At 67.2% G+C, this 21,017-nt stretch carries 8 protein-coding genes; 5 read left to right on the top strand and 3 right to left on the bottom strand.

Features of this window, described 5'->3' with window-relative positions; all coding sequences use genetic code 11:
- The first annotated feature begins 53 nt into the window (after positions 1–53).
- Positions 54–1,022 carry a hypothetical protein gene (locus tag GFY24_RS19190; RefSeq protein ID WP_153806433.1) on the top strand — a complete coding sequence of 323 codons (969 nt, stop codon included), beginning with the start codon at positions 54–56 and terminating at the stop codon, positions 1,020–1,022.
- A gap of 108 nt (positions 1,023–1,130) precedes the next feature.
- Here the strand turns inward: GFY24_RS19190 and GFY24_RS19185 are convergent, their stop codons facing one another.
- The 3 genes from GFY24_RS19185 to GFY24_RS19175 form a co-directional block, all read right to left on the bottom strand.
- A complete protein-coding gene (locus GFY24_RS19185) occupies positions 1,131–1,544 on the bottom strand; it encodes a Fur family transcriptional regulator (protein WP_309231040.1) in 414 nt (137 codons plus the stop codon).
- Between the two features lie 2 nt (positions 1,545–1,546).
- Positions 1,547–1,942, bottom strand: coding sequence for a metalloregulator ArsR/SmtB family transcription factor (locus GFY24_RS19180; protein WP_153806432.1), 396 nt, complete (start codon positions 1,940–1,942; stop codon positions 1,547–1,549).
- Between the two features lie 250 nt (positions 1,943–2,192).
- Positions 2,193–2,999: a hypothetical protein gene (locus GFY24_RS19175; RefSeq protein ID WP_153806431.1), complete on the bottom strand. Its 807-nt coding sequence runs from the start codon at positions 2,997–2,999 to the stop codon at positions 2,193–2,195.
- Between the two features lie 407 nt (positions 3,000–3,406).
- Here GFY24_RS19175 and GFY24_RS19170 point away from each other — a divergent pair, with 407 nt between their 5' ends.
- The 4 genes from GFY24_RS19170 (at position 3,407) to GFY24_RS43355 (ending at position 21,006) form a co-directional block, all read left to right on the top strand.
- A complete protein-coding gene (locus tag GFY24_RS19170) occupies positions 3,407–4,798 on the top strand; it encodes a glycine--tRNA ligase (protein ID WP_309231039.1) in 1,392 nt (463 codons plus the stop codon).
- A 190-nt stretch (positions 4,799–4,988) separates the two neighbouring features.
- Positions 4,989–5,702 (top strand): DUF6875 domain-containing protein, encoded by a 714-nt coding sequence (locus GFY24_RS19165; RefSeq protein WP_228566446.1) that lies wholly within the window; start codon positions 4,989–4,991, stop codon positions 5,700–5,702.
- A gap of 6 nt (positions 5,703–5,708) precedes the next feature.
- Positions 5,709–19,445 carry a non-ribosomal peptide synthetase gene (locus tag GFY24_RS19160; protein WP_153806429.1) on the top strand — a complete coding sequence of 4,579 codons (13,737 nt, stop codon included), beginning with the start codon at positions 5,709–5,711 and terminating at the stop codon, positions 19,443–19,445.
- A 118-nt stretch (positions 19,446–19,563) separates the two neighbouring features.
- Positions 19,564–21,006 (top strand): molybdopterin-dependent oxidoreductase, encoded by a 1,443-nt coding sequence (locus GFY24_RS43355; protein ID WP_153806428.1) that lies wholly within the window; start codon positions 19,564–19,566, stop codon positions 21,004–21,006.
- Positions 21,007–21,017 lie beyond the last annotated feature (11 nt).

Genomic DNA, 21,017 nt, shown 5'->3' with positions numbered 1-21,017 from the left:
TCAGGGTTGTCCCAACAAAAGAGAACGAACATCCGATTTACGAGAAGTGCCTGATGAACACCACCCAGCGCGCAGTCGCCCTCGGCCTCGTGGCCGCCCTCATCCAAGCGATCATGCTCATCGCCTTCGCGTGGCCTGCCGCCAATATCAAGCCGCGCGATCTGCCCATCGCCGTCAGCGGACCGCAGGCCGACACCGTCACCGCGCAACTCGCCGCCCATGACGCCGATGCCTTCGACATCCGCACTGTCGCAGACGAATCCGCCGCTCGCGACGCCATCGCGAATCGAGAGGTGTACGGGGCCATCGTGACCGGCGGTCAGCCCGTGGTGCTGGTCGCCTCCGCCGCGAGTCCCGCAGTGGCGCAGCAACTTACGGCCATCGCCCAGCAGCTCTCGGGCACGCCGGCCGCCGCCGTACGGGATGTGGTCGCCGCCGACCCGGATGACCCGCGCGGCAGTGGATTCGGTGCGATGGTGCTGCCGCTCGCCCTGTCCGGAATTGCCGCGGGCGTGCTGCTGACCCTGCTGATTCCGTCCATCCCCCTGCGCGGCATCGGATTGACGACCTTCGCCATCGCCGGCGGACTGCTCAGCATGAGCATTATCAGCGGCTGGCTGTCCCTGCTCCCCGGCTCCTACCTCACCCTGGCCGCGATTGCCGGACTGGTGTCCTTCGCGGTCGCCGGAACCGTGGTCGGTCTAGCAGCGGCGATCGGCAGGGCCGGCATCGGCCTGGCGGCGGTGACCATGGTGCTGATCGGAAACCCGTTCTCCGCAGCCACTTCCGCACCCGAACTGCTCCCGCAGCCCTGGGGCACGATCGGCCAGCTGCTGCCGCCGGGAGCCGCCGCCAGCCTGCTCCGCTCGGTCGCCTACTTCGACGGAGCCAAGTCCGGTGCCCCGCTTGCGGTCCTGCTGATCTGGGCGGCCGCCGCGATAGCCCTGCTGGGCGTAGGCATCCTCCGCTCGCGTGCCACTGCTCCAGCCGACCTCCGCGAGTCAGCGCCCGCCGTGGCTTGACACCCCGTCATCCCAGCGCCGCTTTCGGCAGGGATCCACCGAAGCAGGCTGCTGCGCTGCGGATGTGGATCCCGGCCGAAAGCATGCCGGGATGACGAGAGACGGTGCTCAGCTCTTGCCGTTGGAGCAGCCGCTGCAGGTGCCGAAGATTTCCATGGTGTGGCTGATATCGGTGAAACCGTGTTCTGCCGCAATGGAATCGGCCCAGGCCTCCACGGTGGGGCCTTCGACCTCCACGGTGCGCCCGCAGTGCCGGCACACCAGGTGGTGGTGATGGCCGGTGGAGCACTGCCGGTACACGGATTCGCCTGAGTCCGTGCGCAATACGTCGACCAGTCCGGCTTCGGCGAGTGATTGCAGGGTGCGGTAGACGGTGGTCAGGCCGATGCCCTCGCCGCGTTTGCGAAGCTCATCGTGCAGCTCCTGGGCGGAGCGGAACTCGTCGATATCGGCGAGCAGGGCCGCGATGGCGCTGCGCTGGCGGGTGCTGCGGACGCCGACCGTCTTCTCGGTTGTTCCCACGATCACCCCTCCTCGGCGTGCGCGACGGCATCGATGACTATGTGCGCCAGGTGCTCGTCGACCAATTCGTAGATCACTTCGCGTCCGGTGCGCTCCCCGCGCACCACGCCCGCGGATTTCAGGATGCGCAGGTGCTGGCTGATCAGTGGCTGGGTGACACCAAGGGTGTCGACCAGTTCGTGCACACAGCGCGGTGATTCGCGTAGTTGCAGCACAATGGCGATGCGTACCGGTGCGGCGAGGGCGCGCAGTAGCTCGCCGGCCGAGTCCAGAATGGTGCGGGACGGTACCGCGGGCGGCAGTGGTGACCGGTACGGGTACGGATCGTGCGGGATCGCGGTCGGGGCCTCGGTCGCAACGCGGGAGCGCCGCAGCGGGGCGCCACTGTCCGTGGTCATCGAACCAACTCCTTATTGGAAACCGATGCCATTCTTATATGCAAGCATATGCATGTCAAACCCGACACTCTGCGGAGTTCTCGCGCCTCGCTACTGACGTAGCGGAGCGCGAACCGAGGGGAGGTCGTGACTCGGGTTCTCGCGCAGGTGTGGATACGGTCGCGAGGTAGTGGCGAGGTGGGGGCTAGACAAAGTCGGCGGGTGGGTGCTGTGCAAAGTCGCCGGGTAGTGCTGTGCAGAGTTGGTGGGGTCAGCAGTTGGATTCGGTGGGGAGGGGGATGGTGGGGTCGAAGTATTGGCTGGGTGAGCGGGGTTGGGTGGCACCGCCGTGGCTGGTGGTTCGGCCGTAGGTGGCGGCGAGATAGCCCTTGTTGAACCAGTCGCAGTCGGCGTTGTAGGTGTGGCCCTGGATCTTGCCGAAGTGCATGCCTTGGGAGGGCTGGTCGTAACGGGGGTCGTCGATCCAGATGTACTCGACCTGCTCGCGCACCAGGACGATGATGTCCATCGGATCCGTGATCGCGGTCTGGTCGGGGGCCTGGAAGGCATACGCGACAATGTAATTCGTCTTGATGGAGAGCGCGCCCTTGTCATCGAGCTCCGCCGACATACTGCCGTCAACGCGTGGCGGCGTGGGCAGCAGCTTGTTTCCGGCCGCGAGTTTGGTTGTCAGCCATGGGGTTCGGCTCGCATTGCCCGGTGTGAGTTGCGGTCGGATGGTGTCGACCGTGCCCTGTGAGAGTAGTGCCAGCACCGGTTCCGGATCTCCGGTTTCCAGCACGTGCTGGTCGAGTCTGGCCACTGTGATCAGCTGTTTGGCGCGGGCCTCGGCTGCGGCGACCTGGTCGGCCGAGTAGCGTCCGACCGCCTCGGCGGCGGGCAGTTGCACCCCGTCCGCGCCCTGGGGCCACAGGTTGGCGGGGGTGCCGCGGAAAGGATGCTCCGGATCGACCGGCGCGAATCCCTTCGGCAGTCCGGTCGGTGTACCCGGGAACGTCACCTTGGGCGAATCATGATGTGGCAGCAGGGAAGGCAGGAAGAGCTTGAACGCGATCACTGCCGCTGTCGCCAGCAGGATGGCAATAGCACCGAGTCTGTTGCGCCACTGAGATCCGGTTCGTCCGGGATTCGCGGGCGGTGTCCCCGGGGGTGATGCGGCCGGCGGGGTGACGGGTGTGGCCGGTTCATCCCATGGCCGGTACTCATCGTCTTCGCGAGGATGGTTCCACATCGCCCCGGCCCTTTCAGTTGTCCACCGCGACCGCGCCCCCTGGGCGGCCGACCAGTCGCATTGTCAACTATCTCGCGGTGACGGCCCGGCCGCATCCCGGAATATTGGGGGCATCGACTCCGGCGCGACCGGCTCCGCCGCGCTGCTCGCTCCCGGCGAAAATTGGCTAGCCCGGTACCGATACGCTGGAGGACGTCCCTTGTAGTTTTCCGGACCGGATGGAGATTTCCTCAGTGGCACCCAAGTCGAAGGTGGACACCGTCGCCAACCTCGCCAAGCGTCGGGGTCTGGTGTACCCGAGCGGTGAGATTTACGGCGGCACCAAGTCGGCGTGGGATTACGGTCCGCTGGGAGTCGAGCTCAAGGAGAACATCAAGCGGCAGTGGTGGCGTTCGATGGTCACCAGCCGTGAGGATGTGGTCGGCCTCGATTCGTCGATCATTCTCCCGCGTCAGGTGTGGGTGGCCTCGGGTCACGTCGCGGTGTTCAACGATCCGCTGGTGGAGTGCCTGAACTGCCATAAGCGGCACCGGCAGGATCACCTGCAGGAGGCGTACGCCGAGAAGCACAAGATCGATGACCCGGACAGCGTGTCCATGGAGCTCATCGTGTGCCCGGATTGCGGCACCACCGGCAAGTGGACCGAGCCGCGTGACTTCAACATGATGCTCAAGACCTACCTGGGCCCGGTCGAGTCCGAAGACGGCATGCACTACCTGCGTCCGGAGACCGCGCAGGGCATCTTCGTGAACTACAAGAACGTCGAGACCACCGCGCGTAAGAAGCCGCCGTTCGGTATTGCCCAGATGGGCAAGAGCTTCCGCAATGAGATCAGCCCCGGCAACTTCATCTTCCGTACTCGTGAGTTCGAGCAGATGGAGATGGAGTTCTTCGTCAAGCCGGGCGAGGACGAGCAGTGGCATCAGTACTGGATCGACACTCGTCTGGCCTGGTACACGGATCTGGGTATCGATCCGGAGAACCTGCGCCTGTACGAGCACCCGAAGGAGAAGCTCTCGCACTACTCCACCCGCACAGTGGATATCGAGTACCGCTTCCGCTTCCAGGGCAGCGAGTGGGGCGAGCTCGAGGGCGTCGCCAACCGCACCGACTTCGACCTGAAGACCCACTCCGAGCATTCGGGGCAGGATCTGAGCTACTTCGATCAGACCAGCGGTGAGCGCTACACCCCGTTCGTGATCGAACCGGCGGCCGGTCTGACCCGTTCGCTCATGGCCTTCCTGGTCGACGCGTACCACGTGGAGCAGGTTCCGACCGCCAAGGGCGGTTTGGAGGATCGCACCACGCTGCGCCTGGATCGTCGCCTCGCGCCGGTCAAGGCCGCGGTGCTGCCGCTCTCGCGCAACGCTGATCTCTCGCCCAAGGCGAAGGATCTGGCCGCGCAGCTGCGCCGGAACTGGAATGTCGAGTTCGATGATGCGGGGGCCATCGGCCGTCGATACCGCCGTCAGGACGAGATCGGCACCCCGTTCTGCATCACGGTCGACTTCGACACGCTCGAGGATCACGCGGTCACCGTGCGCGAGCGAGACACCATGGCGCAGGAGCGGATTGCGCTTGATCAAGTGGAGGGCTACTTGGCCGCGCGCCTCATCGGCGCCTGATTCCATACCCCCTGAGAAGACCGGTCAATGCCTGACCGGTCTTTTCTTTATTCAGTTGACCCTACAATTCGGGGCACTGTTGGGTAATTGGGTATGTGACCACTCGTGTTAACGGCCTATGACCGGCGCACTATTTATAGGTGTAGGGCAACGGCGCCTGCCGCTGAAGCTCGATCTGCCGAGGTGAGTCATGAGCGAGCGTGTTATCGGCCCCCGCTCGGGGCTGCAATGGGTCTCATTGGGAGACGCTGGATCGACTTGTCCTGCCGCGCGTTCCACGGTGGCGGCATTTCGATCATGGGCCGAATCCTTTCTGACCCAACCCAGTGACGAACTGGGACGCGATGGACCGGTGTGCCCATACGTACGGCCGTCCATGCGACGGGACCTGTTGTGGCTGGCCCAGGTGCCGGCCGCGGAGCCGCGGGCCATGTGGGTGCGGGCCATCATCGAGGACGCGCTCGAGGTCTATCCCGCATTGCCGACCCACAATGGGAGTTCGACATCGGTGTTGCGCGGATTGATCACGGTGTTCCCGAATCTCGCCGACTATTCATTGATCGACGAGATTCATAAGGAATTCAAGAACAAATTCGTGGAACGCGGTGCGATGCTCGGACAATTCTATCCGGGATGCGATCAACCAGGATTGTGGAACAAAGACTTCCGGCCATTGGACGCGCCGATGCCCATGCTTGTGGTGCGCTCCATGATGACGACCGATTTCCCTTTCCTGCTGGAAAAGCCGGAATGGATGAACGCGTATGTGCGCAAGTTCGCACCTGGGCTACCCGCACATGTGCGAGCGGTCATGGCGGGGCGCCTGACGGCTCGCCCCGACTCCTGGGTTCCGGCGTATCGGGAACAGCAGGAAGACGAATCGGTTTCGACCAGCACTCGATGAGGCGTTATGACGCGCGAACTCGCGGCGGAACAGACCGCCACAGTCTTCCCGCTCTCCCCGGCCCAGCTCGGCATGTGGTATGCGCAGCAACTGGATCCGAGCGTGCCGATGTCGGAGGCACAGTACATCGAGATGCGCGGGCGACTGGATCTGGCGGCGCTGCGCAGGGCGGCGGTTATCGCGGGCCGCGAATTCGGTTCCGGCGTACTGCGATTGGTGGAGATCGAGGATCAGCCGTATCAGGTGGTCGACCCGAATCTGGAGCCCACGGTCGGGTTCCTGGACTTCAGTGATCGACCGGATCCCGGTGCGGCGGCACTGGATTGGATGCGGGCCGATGTGGTCGCGCCGATCGATCTGCTCGGTGCGCAGGCGGGCATCAGCACGGTGATCCGCGTCGGCCGCGACCATCACCTCTGGTACACCCGCGCGCACCATATTCTCATCGACGGCTTCGGCTCGATGACCGGGCTGTACCGGGTCGCGGAGCTGTACAACGCCGCGGTACGCGGTACACCGGCATACGGGAGGACCGCCGCATCACTGCTGCAGGTACACGAAGCCGAACTGGCATACCGCGATTCGAGCCGATTCGATACCGATCAGCGGTATTGGCGCGAGGTGACCGCGGGCATGCCCGAACGCTGCAGCCTGGTCTCCGCGACCGCGCCCGCGTGCGCCCTGGGGCGTGCGGCCCGCGCACAGCTGGAGGCGGGTACCGCCGCACGCCTGGAGAGCGCGGCGCGCCGCTTCGACGCCAGCTCCGCGATGGTGGTCATGGCGGCCCTGGCGCTGTACTACGCGCGCCTGACCGCGACCGAGGATGTGGTGCTGAGCCTGCCGGTCTCCGGCCGCACCACCGCGGTACTGCGCCGCTCGGGCGGCATGATCGCGAATGTGGTGCCGCTGCGGGTGCGCGTGCCGCGCGAAGGCCGGGTCGGCGAGGTGCTGGATGCCATCCGCGCCGCGGCCTCGGGAGCCCTGCGGCACCAGCGTTTTCGCGCCGAGGATATGCATTGGGGAGCGGAGGCTGCGAGTGCGGATGGGCGGACGCGGCTTCGGAGCGACGTGGACACCGGGCAGGCGTCCGACGCGGAGTCCGAGATCGGCCGGCGGGCACGGTCGGGAAGTGCTGGGCAGCCGGAGTTCGGGCGCGGGTTCGTCGGACCGGTCATCAATATCATGCTGTTTCCGGCGGGGCTCGACTTCGAGGGCGTGGAGTCGAGCCTGCATGTACTGACATCCGGGCCGATCGAGGATCTGTTCGTCAACTTCTATCAGCACGGGGCGGGGGCGCCGATTCATGTGGACTTCTCGGCGAATCCCCGGCTGTACGACGAGGATTCGCTGCAACGGCAGCATCGCCGGTTCCTGACGCTGCTGGAATCGCTGCTGGGCGCGGAGGTGGATACACCGCTGGCGGAGCTGGAGTACTGCACGGCGGATGAGAAGCCGCTGCTCGGCGGAGCGCACGGTGCACCCGCACCCGAATCGCGTTTGCTCCCTCGAATTTTGGCCGATGGGCTGCGCGAAGCCGGGTCTGCCGGGCTGGCGGTGGTGGGCCGGTATCGGCATATCACCTATGGCGAGCTGGATGAGCTTTCGAATCGACTGGCGCGCAGGCTTTTGCGTACCTCTGGGACGGCCGCTGGTGATGTACCAGTGCTCGGCCCCGAATCAACTGTGCTGCTGGCACTTCCGCGCTCGGTGGAGGCGATGATCGCCCTGTGGGCGGTGGCGAAGACCGGTGCGGCGTTCGTACCCCTCGGTACCGGTATGCCCGCTGATCGGATGACGCGAATCGCCGCCGAATGCGGAGCCGAGCTCGGATTGACTCTCTCCGGCAAGGCCGACCTGCCCGATACGGTGCAGTGGATCACCTTGGACGACTTGCTCTCCGAAGAAGGCAGCTGGCCCGAGTCCGCTGCGCCGCTGGCAGCCCATGAGCTGCGTGGTCGACCGCACCTGGCCAGTCCGGCATATGTGGTGTTCACCTCCGGGTCGACCGGCGTCCCGAAGGGTGCTGTGGTCACCCATGCCGGTCTCGCGAGTCTGGCTGCGGCGGTGGTGGATTCGTACCGGGTCACCCGCGGCGCGCATGTCCTGCAATGCCTGAGCCCGAGCTTCGATGCCTCCGTGCTCGAATGGCTGATGGCGTTCGCCACCGGGGCGATACTGATTGTGGCGGAGGCGGATCCGGTGCTCGGCACCGAATTGGCCACGCTGATACGGCAATACGGCATCACACAGGTGTGTTCCACCCCGGCCGTGCTGTCCACGCTGGAGCCGAACGCCCTGGACGGTGTACGTGCCGTCTCCTCCGGCGGCGAGCCAACTCCGCCGGATATCGTGGCGCGCTTCGGAATCGGCCGTGACCTGCTCAACTCGTACGGCCCCAGTGAATCCACCGTCGCCGTCACCTACACCAAGAGCCTGGTCCCCGGCGAGAACGCGGGACTCGGCGACCCCATCCCCGGCGCGGGCATGCTGGTGCTGGATCGCTGGCTGCGCCCGGTCCCCATCGGTGTCGCCGGTGAGCTGTACGTGACCGGCCCCGGGGTGGCGCGCGGCTATGCCGGCCGCCCCGGGCTGACCGCCGAGCGCTTCGTCGCCGCCCCGGGTGGTGGACGCATGTACCGCACCGGTGATCTGGTGCGCTGGACCGCCACTTCCCGGCGCGGAGCGGTCGCGACCGCGCGGGATGACGCGGTCGCCGATGCGGGTTCCATTGCCTCCAAAACGAATTCCGCTGTCGTGCTCGAGTATGTCGGGCGCGGTGACTTCCAGGTCAAACTGCGCGGCATGCGGATCGAGTTGGGGGAGATCGATGCGGCGCTGAATACGCATGTGGGCGTGGAGATCGCGGTGACCGTGGCCCGGCCTACGCCGACCGGTGGCACCATGCTGGCGGCGTATGTGGTGCCGCACGCGGGGGTCGTCGTTACCGAGGCGGAGTTGCTGGATCATGCCGTCCGTCGTCTGCCGCCCTATATGGTTCCGGCCACGGTGACCGTGCTGGGTGCGCTTCCGCTCACCGCGAACGGCAAGGTGGATCGGCGTGCCCTGCCCGACCCCGTTGTCGCGCAACCCTTGCGGCAGGCCGAGCCGGGTAATGACACCGAACGCATTCTCTGCGCTCTCTTCGCGGAAATCCTCGGCACGCGCGAAGTGGGCCCGCAAACCTCGTTCTTCGCACTCGGTGGCGATTCGATCATGGCGATCACCCTGGTATCGCGGGCTCGCGCCGCCGGACTGATCTTCTCCGCCCGTGAGGTTTTCGAACACCGCACTCCCGCGGCCCTGGCGGCCGTGGTCGGCCGCGCCGACGATCGGCCGGCGCAACTTCCGGAGCTTCCCGGTGGCGGTAACGGCCGGCTTCCGCTGACCCCTGTCGCCACCTGGCTGCTATCCCGGCCCGGCTGGGAGCATTTCGCGCAATCCATGGTTGTCCGCCTACCTCTCGGTATCGAGCAGGATGCCCTGACCGGCACGGTTCAGGCTCTCCTGGATCGCCACGACATGCTCCGAAGCCGCATAGTCGATACGCCTTCCGGCGCCGAATTGGAGGTCCAACCACCTCACTTGGTGGATGCGGCGGCCGTACTCGCGAGAGTGGACTGCTCCCAGCCTGATTCGCTCGGCACAGCTTCGACCGCCGAGCGCGCGATCGATAACGCGACCGAGCCGGAGCTCGAGGCCGCCGTGGCGCGCCTGAACCCGCGAGCCGGGATCATGACTTCACTGACCTGGCTCGACGCAGGTCCCTCCGAGTCCGGTCGGCTCCTGATCGCCGTCCATCACCTGGCCTGCGACGCGGTCTCCTGGCGAATCCTGTTGCCGGACTTCATGTCGGCCTGGTCCCAGGCGTCATCCGGCACCACCCCCGCATTGCAGAGCACCGGCACCTCCATGCGTACCTGGGCGTACGCATTGCGGGATCTCGCCGAGGTGCATGGCACGTCGGACTGGCCTTCGAGCGAATTCGATTACTGGCGAGAGGTTTTGACGGAAGACCCGTTGGTCGGCCAGCGGCGGCTGGATCCGGAGGTCGATACGCAAGAGACGGCCGGACGGCTCGAAGTCGAAGTCTCCGAGGATATTTCGACGGCGCTCGTGGGACGGATCGCATCGGCCTACCGGTGCGGTGTCGAGGATGCGCTGTTGGCGGCGTTGACATCAGCGCTGGCGCGATGCCGGGGTCGCCGCGGACAGCTCGGTGCCGCGGCCGCCGCGACGGTGGTGGCCGTTGAACGACACGGGCGGGATGAGGCAGCGGTGCCGGGCGCGGACTTGTCGCGGACGGTCGGCTGGTTCACCGCGCAGGTTCCAGTACGGCTCGGACCGGTTGTCTCGGAGGAGGCGGTGGGCCTCGCGCCCGGCCAGAGCGGGTCTGCGGTCGTGGCATTGAAGACCGTGAAAGAGCAGTTGCGGGCGGTGCCCCGGGGCGGATTCGGGTTCGGGTTGTTGCGGTATCTGAATTCGAGTACGGCAGGGGAATTGGCCGCGCTGCCCGAGCCTCAGGTCGGGTTCAACTATCTTGGGCAGATTCCGGATATCGACGTCGCGGGGGACTGGCTGCCGGTGGGTATGGCAGCGCGGCTCGGCGGCCATGTCGATGCGGAAATGCCACTGGCGGCGGTGATTTCGGTCGATGCCGTGACGATGGAGTCGGAGCGGGGGTCTCGGATTCACACCGTATGGCAGTTCGCCTCCGGGGCTGTCGATCGCGCGGAGGTGGCCGAGCTGGCGCGGGAATGGGTTTCGGCGGTGCAGGAGATCGCGGAGTTGGTTCGCGCACCGTCGGCCGGTGGGGTCACACCGAGCGATCTGGCGCTGCTCTCGGCCACACAGGACGAAATCGATTCCTGGGAGCGGGATTACGGTCGAATCGATGATGTGCTGCCCTTGACCCCATTGCAGCGGGGACTGCTGTTCCAGGCGCAATTGGCCGAGGGCGGGTCCGATGGATACTCGGTGCAGGCCGTCATCGATGTGGAGGCCGACCTCGAGCTGGACCGGTTGTCCGCCGCCGCGCGGGCGCTGGTGCGACGGCACGAGGTGCTGCGGGCGGGCTTCGTGCAATCCGGAGATCGTGCGGTACAGGTGATTTCGGCCGAGGTTCCGGTGCCGTGCACCTATCTCGAGGGATTCGATGCGACCGAGGCCGAGCTGGATGAGATGGCGGCGCGCGAGCTGCGAGCACCCTTCGATGTGCGGCGCCCACCGCTGATCCGATTCCTGTGTATCGCGGTGGGGGAGCGCAAGTTCCGGATCGTCATCACCAATCACCATCTGATTCTCGACGGCTGGTCCATGCCCCTGCTCTTCGCCGAACTGGTGGGACTGTACGAAACCCGCGGCGATGACGCCGGATTCGCGCAACCGGTACCGTTCGCCCGCTACCTCGAATGGCTCGCCGCGCGCGACTCGGAGGCGGCGCGCACGGCATGGGCGCGGTCGCTGGCCGGTCTGGCGGGGCCGACCCTGGTCGCCCCGGCGGCACCGCGCGCCGATGCCGCCACCGCACCGGTGGCGCACGAGGTTCCGCTGGCATCCGATGCGGCCGAGCGGCTGCGCGCCCTGGCGGCCGACTGTCAGGTCACCGTGAACACGATTGTGCAGGTGGCCTGGGCGTTATTGCTGGGTGAGCGCACCGACTCCGCCGATATCGTCTTCGGCGCAACGGTTTCCGGCCGCCCACCGGAGCTACCGGGTGCCGAGCGCATGGTCGGCATGCTGGTGAATACGGTTCCGGTCCGTATTGCCCTCGACCCCGCCGAATCCGTTGCCGACCTGCTGAGCCGCGTACAGCGCGAGCAGGCCGCCCTGGCCGAACAGCAATTCCTCGGCCTCGATGAAATTCACGCGCACACCGGGCTTGGGCCGCTGTTCGATACCGCCACGGTCTTCGAGTCCTATCCGGTGGATGCGGACTCTCTGACCGCCGCCACCCGGCAGGCTCAACTGGCGGTGACGGGTATTCGCGCCCACGACGGCACGCACTATCCGCTGTCGCTGGCGACGTACGCGAATACCGGACTCCGCCTCGAACTGACTCGCTCACCGCTGTACTTCGATGCCGCGCAGGCGGATTCGATTGCGGACGGCCTGGCGCACCTGCTCCACGCTCTCGCGGAGGATCCGCGCCGCCGGGTGTCGACCATGCGTACCTCCGATCCGGTGGATACACCCGCCGTGCGGATCGGTGTACCGGCGCGAACGGTCCGGCTGCTTCCGGAGCTGCTCACGGCGGCCGGTCTGCCCGATGCCGTGGCGGTCGCTGACCCGCTTGGCGATCCGAGCGGACAGCTGACCTACGCGGAGTTGGATCGGCAGTCGAATCGATTGGCGCGCAACCTGATCGCCGACGGTGCCGGTCCGGAACGGACCGTACTGGTGGCCCTGCCGCGCTCACTGCGATCCATGGTCGCCATCTGGGCGATAGCCAAGACCGGTGCGGCCTTCGTCCCCGTTGATATCTCGCAGCCCGCCACTCGAACCTCGACCATCGCCGTCGAATGCGCTGCGGTACTGGGTATTACCGATGCCGGACTGATCGGCGACCTGCCCGGGGGCATCTCCTGGATCCGGTTGGACACCCCGGAAACCATTGCCCGAATCGATGAGTCGTCCGCCGATCCGATAACCGATGCCGACCGCCTCGCCCCGCTCCGCCCCGAGCACGCCGCGTATGTCATCTTCACCTCCGGCTCCACCGGTACCCCGAAGGGCGTCGTGGTCACCCACACCGGACTGGCGAACCTGACGGCGGCCACGGCGCAGCGCTGCCTGATCGACGACGACACCCGCCTGCTGCACTGCCTCAACCCGGCCTTCGATGCCGCGATCCTGGTGTGGCTCAGTACCTTCGCGGCAGGGGGGACGCTCGTGCTCGCCCCTCCGGAAGCCGATGCCGGAGCGGAGCTCGCGGCAGCCCTCACCGCGGGCGCTACCACCCACCTGATCTGCACCCCGACCGTCCTGGCCACTCTCGACGCGGCGGACCTGCGCTCGGTGCGTGCGATCGCCACCGGCGGCGAGCCCTGCCCACCCGCGCTGGTCACCCGGATGACCATGGTCCAGCTGCGTGAGGGGACAGTCGATTCCGATGTCCGGTCGGTGACTGTCGAGGCCGGCCCGGCGAATAGTGCTCGCATACTTGTGAATTCGTATGGCCCGGCCGAGACCACGGTGGCCACCGCGTACGGCGAGCCGATGACGGTTGAGAACGCGGCGATCCTGGGCTCTCCGGTGCCGGGCGCGACGCTCTTGGTGCTGGACGGCTGGCTGCGTCCGGTCCCGGTGGGGGCCATCGGTGAGCTGTATGTGCGCGGACCAGGCTTAGCGCGCGGATATGCCGGTCGCGCAGGGCTTTCCGCGAGTCGATTCGTCGCCGACGCGTACGCCGCCGGGCAGCGGATGTACCGCACCGGTGACCTCATGCGGTGTACCGCAGCGGGATTCGAGTTCGTAGGCCGCACCGATCACCAGGTGAAGGTGCGCGGAATTCGCGTCGAGCCCGGTGAGGTCGATGCCGTACTGGTGACCCACCCGCGGGTGGAGTCAGCGATCACCGTCGGACGCCGATCCGCCACGGGCGCAACAACTCTGTGCTCGTACGTAACCCTTACCACCACCACACCCGAACCCGTTGCCGCACCTGCGCCGATCCCAGGCTCGACAGCTACACCTGCGACTACCGCCTCCGAGTCGGCATCGGCGCGCGTGTCAGTTGTCACCCTCGCACCGGCCTCCGCGCTGCCGCCACCGTCGGGTGCAGAGTTGATCGCGTGGGCAGGCGCGCGGCTGCCGCGCTATTTGATGCCGTCGAGCATTCAGGTACTGGAGGAGTTGCCGCGCACACTCACCGGGAAGATCGATCTGCGGTCCCTGCCGGAACCTGTTGTGGCGCAGGCGGAGTACGTGGAGCCGGTTGGCATCGAGGTATTGATCGCCTCGGCGTTCAGCGAGGTGCTCGAGCAGGAGCGGGTGGGCGCGCGGGACGATTTCTTCGCCCTGGGCGGCGACTCGCTGATCGCCACGCGCGTCTCCACGCGCTTGACCGCTGAGCTCGGTGCGACTGTCCCGGTGCGACTGTTGTTCGAGGCGCCGGTTGTCGCGGATCTGGCGCGGCGGCTGTCCGATGCCGAGCAGGACGGCTCCGGCGTCGAATTGGTGCGCGGCCCGCGCCCGGATCCGGTGCCCTTGTCTCCGGCCCAGCAGCGCATGTGGTTCGTGAACCGCTTCGACCCGGCGTCTCCGGCATACAACGTGCCTGTCGCACTGCGGCTTTCGGGTCACTTGGACTCGAAGGCATTGCGCATGGCCCTGCGTGATGTGATCGAACGGCATGAGACTTTGCGAACGGTGTACCCCGATATAGATGGTGTCGGCGGGCAACAGATCCTGTCGGCGAACGAGGTCCCGCTCGATCTGGAGCCGGTACCGGTGACGGCCGAGGACTTGCCTGACGCCGTAATCGCCACCGTCACTAAGGGATTCGATGTGACAGCCGGGGTCCCACTGCGATTGCGGCTGTTCCGTCTCGCACCGGACGAGCATGTGATCGTGCTCGTCGCCCATCACATCGCCACCGATGGTTTCTCCATGGCTCCGCTGACCCGGGATGTGGCGGCGGCCTATGCGACGCGGGCCGCCGGGCAGCGTCCGGCGTGGGAAGAGTTGCCGGTGCAGTACGCGGATTACGCGCTGTGGCAGTTGGCGCGGCTGGGGTCCGAGCGGGATTCGGAGTCGCTGCTGACCCGTCAGGTCGAGTACTGGTCGCGGACCCTGGACGGTCTGCCGGATCATCTCGAATTGCCCGCTGATCGGCCGCGACCGGCGCGCGCCTCGTATCGGGCGGGGGAGTGTGTAGCCCGGCTGAACGGCTCGCTCACGGCCGCGATCGAACAATATGCCCGAACGCACCGGGCGACCCCGTTCATGGTCGTACACGCGGCGCTGGCGGTCCTGCTGGCCCGGCTGAGCGGCGGTCCGGACGTGGTGGTGGGCACCCCGGTCGCCGGTCGCGGGCACCGTGATCTCGATGATCTGGTCGGAATGTTGGTGAACACCCTGGTCCTGCGCACGGGCGTACGGGCGGGGGATACCTTCGGTGAACTGCTGGAGCGGGTCCGCGACACCGATCTCGCCGCGTTCGAGCACGCCGATGTGCCATTCGAGCGCCTGGTGGAGGTGCTGGCGCCGGCGCGGTCGGAGGCGCGGCATCCGCTGGTGCAGGTCATGCTGGTGTTCCAGAATCTGACGATTCCGGAGCTGGGACTGCCGGAGTTGACGGTCGCGCCGATCGAACTGCCGCAGACCAACAGCCGCTTCGATTTGAGCTTGACGGTGGTCGCTGATGCGGAGGGCACGCAGCTGCGGTGTGGTTATGCCACAGACCTTTTCGATGAATCGACGGTGTCGGCGTTCGCGGATCGCCTGGTACGGCTGCTGGACGCTGTCACGGCGGAACAGGCTGTGCCGGTGGGGGATATCGATCTACTCACCCCGGCCGAAGAGGAGCAGTTGTACAGCGAGGCGGTTCCGACCGCCGCGCCGCGTACGCTGGCCGAACTCATGGCCGATGCGGTCGCCGCGAATCCGGAGGGGGTCGCGGTGGTGTGCGGCGATCGGCGGCTCACCTACCGGGAGATCGACGACCGCGCACAGCGGCTCGCCGGGCAACTCGCCCGCGCCGGGGCCGGTCCGGAAACCCTGGTGGCCGTTGGTATTCCACGCTCCATCGAATCCGTGCTCGCGGTATGGGCGATCACCCGTACCGGAGCGGCCTTCGTGCCGATCGATCCGGCGTATCCGCCCGAGCGGATCGCTCGCATTGTCGAGGTCTCGGGTGTGCCCCTCGGTTTGACCGTGGCAGCGCAGCGCGATCGCCTGCCTGACGCCGTCGACTGGTGGTGCCTTGATGATCCGGAAGTCACAGCCGCACAGGCGGATCCGCCCATTGCGCGACAAGCACGTCCTGGGAATCCCGCCTACGTCATCTTCACCTCGGGTTCGACCGGCGCCCCCAAGGGTGTCGTGGTGACCCACACCGGTCTGGCGAATCTTGCGGTCGCGCAGCGTGACCGCGATGGCCTCACCGCCGACTCCCGCGTACTGCACGTCGCCTCACCGAGTTTCGATGCCTCTGTGTTGGAGCTGACCATGGCGCTGAGCGCGGCCGGAACCCTCGTGGTCGCCCCGCCGACCGTCTTCGCCGGCCCGGATCTGGCGGAATTGCTCTCTCGCGAACGGGTTTCGCATATCGCCATCACGCCGTCGGCGCTGGCAACCGTCGACCCGGCCGGCCTGGACGAGCTGTGCATGATCATTACCGGCGGCGAACCGTGCCCGCCCGAGCTGGTCGCCACCTGGGCGGCCCCGAATCGCCTGCACTTCAACGATTACGGCCCCACCGAGACCACGGTGTGGGCGACCGGCAGCGCGCCATTGCACCCCGGGAATCCGATCACCATCGGTGCCGCCGCACCGGGGGTACGCGCGCTGATTCTGGACGACCGGCTCCGCCCGGTACCGGAGGGTGTGGTCGGTGAGCTGTACCTGGCCGGTACTCCGTTGGCGCGCGGCTACTTCGCCCGCGTCGACCTGACCGCGAGCCGTTTCATCGCCGACCTGTTCGTTCCCGGTGAGCGCATGTACCGCACCGGTGATCTGGTTCGGCGACGCATCGGGAATCTGGAGTACCTGGGCCGCACCGACACCCAGGTGAAGCTGCGCGGTCTGCGCATCGAACTCGGCGATGTGGAGGCCGCGCTGACCGCGGACCCGTCGGTCGCCCGCGCGGTCGCCCTGGTGCGGGACGACGTTCGCGGCGGCATGCTGGTCGCCTACGTAATTCCCGAGGACGGGGCCGAGATCGACACGGCAGACCTGAAGAGGCAAGCGGCCCAGCGGCTTCCGTCGTATATGGTCCCCACTGCCATCGTGCCGCTGCAGGATCTGCCACGCACCCCCAATTGCAAGCTGGATCGCGATGCCCTGCCCGCTCCGCGGCTCATCCCCGATGCGCAGGAGCCGCCCGTCGGCCCGCAGGAAGAGGCGGTGGCCGCCGTCTTCGCCGAGGTACTCGGCATCGATCAGGTCTGGCGGGACGACGATTTCTTCGCCCTGGGCGGTAATTCGCTCATTGCCACCCGGGTGGCGGCCCGGTTGAGCAGTGCGCTCGGCATCGCGATTCCGGTGCGATCCGTATTCGACGCTCCGACGGTGGCCGAACTGGCCGAGCTGATCGCCTCCGGTGCGGACGCCGATCGCCCGCGGCCCGGCCCCCGGCCGCGCCCGGAGCGAACGCCGTTGTCGGCGGCGCAGCAGCGCATGTGGTTCCTGAACCGCTACGACCCGGGCTCACCGGTTTACAACATTCCCGGCGCCTTCGAAATCGAAGGGGCCCTGGATATTACGGCGTTGCGCGCCGCCATCGACGATGTGGTGGCCCGGCACGAGGTGCTGCGCACCATCTACCCGGCGGGCCCCGACGGGCTGCCCTACCAGCAGATCCTGCCCCCGACCCCGGGCGGCACGCCGCTGACCGAAATCGCGACGAATGCCGGGGAGGTCACCCAACGGCTGATCTCCCAGTTGTCGCGCGGTTTCGATATCACCCAGGAACCGCCATTGCGGATCTGTGTACTGCACACCGCGCCGCAGCACGCGGTGCTGGCCATGGCCGTGCACCACATTGCCGCCGACGGCTGGTCCATGGCCCCACTGGCACGAGATGTGCTGTGCGCGTATCTATCTCGTATAGCTGGAGCACCGCCGGACTGGGCTCCGCTCCCGCTGCAGTACGCCGATTACGCCCTCTGGCAGCGGGAGCTGCTCGGCTCGGACGCCGATCCCGAGAGCCTCGCGCATCGGCAACTGGACTTCTGGCGGTCCGCGCTCGCCGGTATCCCCGAGGTGCACGGCATCCCCACCGATCGGCCCCGCCCGGAGATGCCGTCCGGTATGGGCGATCGCATCGAATTCACCGTTCCCACAAGGGTTCACGACAGCCTGCAGATGCTGGCGCGAGCCCAGGGTGCCAGCCCGTTCATGGTGGTGCACGCGGCCCTGTCCGTACTGCTGGCACGCCTGTCCGGCGAGACCGATATCGCTCTCGGTTCGGTGGTGGCGGGCCGCGGTGACGGCGAATTGGACGATCTCGTAGGCATGTTCGTGAATACGGTCGTGCTCCGGTCGCACCTCGATCCCGCCGCCGGATTCGCCGCGACCCTCGCCGCCACCCGCCGCGCCGATCTCGCCGTCTACGGCAATATGGATCTGCCGTTCGAGCGCTTGGTGGAGGCACTGGCTTCGGTCCGCTCCACCGCGCATCACCCGCTGTTCCAGGTGCTGCTGGCCTTCCAGAATGTACAGATTCCGCGAACCACCCTGCCGGGCTTGGAGGTTCGCCCCATCGAGGCTCCGGCCCCGGGCTCCAAATTCGAGCTCGAATGGATGCTGGCCGAACAGTTCGGCGAAGCGGGTGAACCGAATGGCATCACCGGTTCGCTGACCTTCGCCACCGACCTGTTCGACCGCGCCACCGCGCAGTCCCTGGCCGACCGGTTCGTCGCCCTGCTGACCGCACTCACCGCGACCCCGGACGCCCCGATCGGCGATCTCGCTGTCGCGGGCGGACTCCCGGCTCTCACCATGAGGATTCAGGACGAGGACACCCCCGCGGTGAGGATTCACCCCGAGCCGCAGCGCCGCCCCTACCGCGCCCCGCGCACCGATGCCGAGCGCGCCCTCACCGAATCCTTCACCGCCGTCCTGGCCGCCGAGCGCATCGGCGTCGACGACAACTTCTTCGAAGTGGGCGGTAATTCCATGGCCGCGGTCCAACTGGTGACCCTGGTCCGGGAGCGCACCGGCATTCCCATGCCACTGCAATGGATGTTCCTGGATCCCACACCCGCCGCGCTGGCCCGCCGTCTCACCGACGCCGCCGAACAGCCGGAGGTGGAACCGTCGCTGCGGGTGCTGCTGCCCATGCGGCCGGCGGGTGAGGGCCCCGCGCTGTTCTGTATTCACCCGGCCGTCGGATTGGCCTGGTGCTACGGCGGATTGGTGCAGTATGTCGACCGCGACCACCCGGTCTACGGCCTGCAGTCCCCGGGGGTGGTCGATGGCGGCACCGCCGATCGCACCATCGGTGATCTGGCCGTCCGCTATGTCGAGGAGATGCGCCGCGTCCAGCCCGAGGGGCCGTATCACCTGCTCGGCTACTCGGCGGGCGGCCCGATCGCGCATGCCATCGCGGTCGAATTGCGCCACCGCGGTGCGGAAGTCGGGTCGCTGGTCATGATGGACGCCAGGGCGGAGGTCCGGATCACCGCCGATGCGGATCTGCCGCCGCTGGCCATGCTGCTCGCCGAATTCGGCGGGATCGACGTTCCGGCCGGTTTGGAAGGGGTCACCCCCGCACAGGCCGCCGATCTACTGGCGGCGTCCGGAATCTCGTTCACCGCAACCGAAATCGAGCATTTCTACAGCGATCTGCAGCATCTGCTGCGGCAGATCTCCGACCATTACCCGGAGGTCTTCGACGGGGATCTGCTGTTCGTCTCCGCCGCGGGCAATCCGGACCCGATCGCGAATGTCGCGACCTGGCGGCCGTATATCGCCGGCCACATCACCGACCATCCGGTCGCCTTCACCCACAACCAGCTGGTTACGGCCGCAGCCCTGGCCGAGATCGGACCGCTCGTCAATGCCTACCTGGACCGCGACTGAAAGAGTCACACGGCGAATCGAAGGTCATCGGCATTCGGCCGGTGAATCCTATTGGCATTCCAGCGCCCTGGTGAAGAATGGGCGGGGACAACCCGCTCGGCTAGGGAAGGCTCGAACTGTGTCGGTGAACGGGAAACGGCGGCTGATGCGTGCGGCGGCGGTGGGGCTGGGCGCGCTCGGCGCCGGGGAGCTGCTCGCCGCGACCCGGGGCGGATCGGTGATCGACGGCATCGGACGGCTGCTCGCCGATATCGTGCCCGTTCAGGTGGTGGAGACCATGGTGGCCAGGTCCGGCCGCTATGACAAGGAGGCCACGCGCGGCAGTGTCGCGGTGAATATCGTTGCCGCGTCGGCCGGATTGGCCCTGCTGCCCGAACGATTGCGCACACCCGCGGTGGCGGCGCTCGGCGCGGGGGCCGGTGCGGTGGCGCTGCGCAGCGCGAATCGCTCGGTGCCGGGCGCACTCGGCGGGGTCGCGGCGGCCGCGGTCCTGCGCGCCGGATTGCGCCGCCCGCCCACGGGGATCGGCGGCGAATTGCTCTGGGCCGCAGGTGGTGTGGGCATGCTGGCCGCTGCCGAGACGCTCATCCGGCGCGAAGACCAGCGGTACGCCGAACGGGTGCGACGCATCGGGCCCATGGGTTCGCACACACCGATGGCGGAGGACGGGCTCGGCACCGAACCCGGGTTGTCGCCGCTGATCACCAAGACGGGCAGATTCTATGTGGCGGACGTGAATTCGCGACCGCCGCGCATCGATCCGAAGCAGTGGCGGCTGACCATCAGCGGCAAGGTCGCGCACCCGCTGCGGCTGTCGCTGGCAGATCTCGCCGAGCAGGCGGTGGAGTTCGACGCGGTCATGGTGTGCGTGCACAACACGCCCGGACAGCATCGGGCCGGAAACGCTCGTTGGTTCGGGGTGCCGCTGACCACGCTCTTCGATCACGCCATGCCCGAAGCGGGAGCGACGCGGCTGGTGACGCGCGCGGTGGACGGCTACACCATCTCGCTGCCCATGGAGTTGTTGCGCACGGGTGAGCTGCCCGGCTATCTGGTGATCGGTATGAACGGCGAACCGCTGCCACCCGAACACGGTTTCCCGGCAAGGGTTTTCGTGCCCGGCATCTACGGCCAGTACACCGGTGCGAAGTGGATCTCGGAGCTCGAACTCGCCGACGACTCACACGTCGACTACTGGTGGAAGCGCGGCTGGACCAACCAAACCCTGTGGGTGACACCGCAATCGCGCATCGATGTGGCCTCCAGTGGTAATGGCAGCCCCGGTAAGACCACGGTCGCCGGAGTCGCCTGGGCGCCACCGCAGGGCGTCTCCGGAGTCGAAATACGAGTCGACGAAACCGATTGGCTCCCAGTCGAACTCGGCGCGGAGTCGGCCCCCGCCGCCTGGCGGCGCTGGCGCACCGTGGTGGACCTTCCGCCCGGTACCCACACCATCCAGTCCCGCGCCATCGGCCGCTCCGGCGAAGTCCAGGACGGCACCGACCGCCCCTCCTTCCCGTCCGGCCCGAGCGGATTCCACACCGTGACCATCATCATCTGACGCAGTACCGC

The organism is Nocardia sp. SYP-A9097, from assembly GCF_009649815.1.
In the GTDB taxonomy this organism is placed as follows: Bacteria; Actinomycetota; Actinomycetes; order Mycobacteriales; family Mycobacteriaceae; genus Nocardia.
Note: the sequence above shows the minus strand (reverse complement) of the source record. Positions and strands in the feature narration are given on the sequence as shown.

Bases quoted from the DNA above. Each gene is read 5' to 3' on its own strand.
- GFY24_RS19160 (WP_153806429.1), top strand. From the start codon at position 5,709: ATGACGCGCGAACTCGCGGCGGAACAGACCGCCACAGTCTTCCCGCTC.
- GFY24_RS19190 (WP_153806433.1), top strand. From the start codon at position 54: ATGAACACCACCCAGCGCGCAGTCGCCCTCGGCCTCGTGGCCGCCCTC.
- GFY24_RS19165 (WP_228566446.1), top strand. From the start codon at position 4,989: ATGAGCGAGCGTGTTATCGGCCCCCGCTCGGGGCTGCAATGGGTCTCA.
- GFY24_RS19180 (WP_153806432.1), bottom strand. From the start codon at position 1,942: ATGACCACGGACAGTGGCGCCCCGCTGCGGCGCTCCCGCGTTGCGACC.